Origin of the sequence: Thiocapsa sp. (assembly GCF_022340925.1) — a bacterium.
In the GTDB taxonomy this organism is placed as follows: Bacteria; Pseudomonadota; Gammaproteobacteria; order Chromatiales; family Chromatiaceae; genus Thiocapsa.
In genome coordinates this window covers 1-3,300 of the sequence record NZ_JAJDNA010000132.1, presented here as the reverse complement: position 1 = coordinate 3,300, position 3,300 = coordinate 1, and the positions used below count along the sequence as shown (strand labels likewise).

4 protein-coding genes are annotated in these 3,300 nt (G+C 65.5%); all 4 read left to right on the top strand.

What is annotated here, in order from left to right; translation table 11 throughout:
• The coding region (locus LJE61_RS14890; protein ID WP_296918858.1) for a type VI secretion system accessory protein TagJ at window positions 1–692 on the top strand (692 nt) is incomplete at its 5' end.
• Complete coding sequence (tssE, locus tag LJE61_RS14885) at window positions 685–1,197, top strand: type VI secretion system baseplate subunit TssE (RefSeq protein WP_296918857.1); 513 nt, start codon at window positions 685–687, stop codon at window positions 1,195–1,197. The genes LJE61_RS14890 and tssE, both read left to right, overlap by 8 nt.
• Window positions 1,198–1,204: 7 nt before the next feature.
• Entirely contained in the window at window positions 1,205–3,082 is a 1,878-nt protein-coding gene (tssF, locus tag LJE61_RS14880; RefSeq protein WP_296918856.1) for a type VI secretion system baseplate subunit TssF, read from the top strand.
• The coding region (locus tag LJE61_RS14875; protein WP_296918854.1) for a type VI secretion system baseplate subunit TssG at window positions 3,046–3,300 on the top strand (255 nt) is incomplete at its 3' end. The genes tssF and LJE61_RS14875, both read left to right, overlap by 37 nt.

Genomic DNA, 3,300 nt, shown 5'->3' with positions numbered 1-3,300 from the left:
CCTGGGACCGGGCCCTGGCGCAGCTCAATGTTGCAGCGGAGCTCGATGCTGGCGCGCTCGGGATGGCGGCAACCTATCGGGGTGCGGTGCAGTCGGAGCCCCTACGGGAGCGGATCTTCCGGGGCGATTGCGATCCTCTCGTGTTTGGTCCCCCACAGCGCTGGATCGCGCTGCTGGTCGAGGCGCTGCGCGTCGAGGGCCGTGGCGATATCGCCCAGGCGCAGAGGCTGCGCAGCGAGGCCTTTGAGAGCGCGCCGGCGATTCCGGGGCAGATCGACGGCGTCGCCTTCGCCTGGATCGCTGACGCGGACCAACGCCTGGGACCGGTGCTCGAAGGGATCATCAACGGACGATACAGCTGGATCCCCTACATGAATGTCAGCCGTATCCGGGTGGAGGAGCCTGTCGACCTCCGCGATCTGGTGTGGGCACCAGCTGAGGTCACGTGGAACAATGGCGGCGAGTCGGTGGTGCTGATCCCGGTCCGCTATCCGGGCTCGGCGACCAGCGGCGACTCGCGCCTGACGCTGGCACGCAGAACCGAGTGGATCGAGTCAGGCGAGGGGAGCTTCCACGGGCTCGGCCAAAGGATGCTCGCGACCGATGTCGATGAATATCCACTGCTGGAGGTTCGCGAGATCAGCCTCCAGCCCCCGCTTGCCGATGTCGGTGGGGAAACGTCCGATGGCTGACCTGACCCCCAAGGAACGCCTTCAGCCCTCGCTTCTGGATCGGCTGACGGACAATGCGCCCAAGTCGGACAAGGAGTCGCGGGAGGACCGGGTGCTGTCACCGCGGCGGCTCAAGGCCTGCGTGATTCGGGATCTGGAATGGCTGCTCAATACCTGTGATCTCGCGTCGGTCCAGGACTTGAGTCGCTACCCGGGTGTGGAAGACTCGGTCGTGAATTTCGGTCTGCCTGATCTCGCGGGCCGGAATGTCTCCGGTCTGGATGTCGAGTCGCTGGAGCGTTCACTGCGGTCCGCGATACTGCGTTTCGAGCCGCGTATCCTGCCGCAATCGCTGCTCATCCGCGCCGTTGTGGACGAGTCGAGCATGAGCCACAACGCGGTCCGATTCGACATCGAGGGTGAGCTGTGGGGGCAGCCGATGCCGCAACAGCTCTATCTGAAGACGGAAATGGACCTCGAATCCGGCGATGTGGCCGTGTTCGAGGCGACCGCCGCGCGGCCCTGAGCATCAAGTGGACCCGCGACTGCTCGCCCATTACGCCCGGGAGCTGCAGTTCCTGCGTGGTCTCGGGGGGGAGTTTGCGGCCGAGTTCCCGAAGATCGCGGGGCGTCTCGGCCTCAGCGGCTTCGAATGCGCAGACCCTTACGTCGAGCGCCTCCTCGAGGGTTTCGCGTTTCTCGCCGCGCGTGTTCAGCTCAAGATCGAGGATGAGTTTCCGACCTTCACGCAGCACTTGCTGGAGATGGTCTATCCGCACTACCTGGCGCCGACCCCCTCGATGGCTGTGGTGCAGATGCAGCCGGATCTGACGCAAGGCGCCCTGGCGGAGGGGTTCGGCGTTCCCAGGCACACGGTGCTGCGGAGCAACGTCGGCACCGATGAGCAGACGGTATGCGAGTATCGCACCGCACATGAGACGGTGCTCTGGCCGCTCGAGATCGCCGAGGCGGAGTATTTCAGTCATGCCGGCCCCGTGGTGGATACGGGGTTGCCGGTCCTGAATCGGACCAAGGCCGGCATCCGGGTGCGGCTGCATGCAGCCGCCGGACTGAATCTGTGCGACCTGCGCCTGGACGAGCTGGTCCTGTATCTGCGGGGCAGCGATGAGGCGCCCTTCGTGCTGTATGAACAGCTGACCGCGAACCCGGTCGCTGTGCTGTTGCAGCCGTTGGCGCGTCCGCTGCCGTGGCTGGTCGAGCTTCCCGGGTCGGCACTGCGCCCACTCGGCTTCTCGGCGGACGAGGCCCTGTTGCCGCATACCGCGCCGTCGTTCGGCGGATACCGAAATCTGTTCGAGTACTTCGCCTTCCCCGAGCGCTTCCTGTTCGTGGCGCTGGAGGGATTGTCCAAGGCATTGCGTCGCGTCGAGTCTCCGGACCTCGATGTGATCATCTTGCTGCCGTCCCACGTCAGGGCACTGGATGCGGCCGTGGACGCCGGCAATTTCGCGCTGCACTGTACGCCGGCGATCAATCTGTTCCCGAAGCGATGCGACCGCATCCATCTGGACAAGGGCGGACCGGATTACCACATCGTGCCGGACCGGACGCGGCCGATGGACTTCGAGGTCTACCACGTCGACCGGGTGACGGGCTATGGGCCGTCCACGGCCGCGTTACGGGAGTTCAGGCCCTTCTATGGCGGTACCCACCTTGGGGAGACGGAGGGGGACTCCGCGTTCTTCGGTATTCATCGGATGCCGCGCCGCTCCTCGATGCGCCAGCGTCGGGAAGGGGCACGCTCGAGCTATCTCGGGAGTGAGACCTACGTCAGCCTGGTGGATGCAGCAACCGCACCCTGGGCCGATGAGCTGCGCCAGCTGGGTGTCAGCTGTCTGTGCACGAACCGCGATCTGCCCCTGCAGATGCCTGTTGGCATCGGCCCAACCGATTTCTGGCTGGAGTCGGGGGCACCCGCCGAGTCTGTCCGGATCGTGGCGGGGCCGACAAGTCCGAGGCCCTCACATGCGCATGGCGATACGGCCTGGCGGCTGATCAGCCATCTGTCGCTGAACTATCTGTCCATCAACGACACCCAGCGAGGCAGTGGTGTCGACGCACTGCGCGAGCTGCTGGTGCTCTACGCCGACCTCACCGATTCGCATCATCGGCACCAGATCGAAGGCGTTCGAGCCGTTGCCACGCGGCCGATCGTGCGGCGCCTGCCCGGGGTTCGTCCGCTGACCTACGCGCGGGGTATCGAGATCGCCCTCGATTGCGACGAGAGCGCCTTCGAAGGCGTCGGGGTTTTCCTGTTCGGCACAGTCCTCGAGCGCTTTTTCGCCCGCTACGCGTCGGTAAATGCGTTTACCGAGACCGTGCTGTCCAGTACCACGAGGGGAGAACTGAAACGATGGCCTCCGACCATCGGTCGACGTCCGACCTTCTGAAGATACTGGAGGCCCTCGAGCGCGAGCCTTGGCGGTTCGGTTTCCTCGATACGCTGCGAAGGCTCGAATGTGCATACGCGGACCGGCCCCGTCTGGGTGAGGCGGCGCGGGCCATTGATGAGCCCATCCGTCTCGGTCAGGAGCCGTCCATGATCTTCGCGCCGGCGGAGATCGCCGCGCTGGAGCGCCCCGAGGCGGGCCGCCCGCCTCGGCTCCTG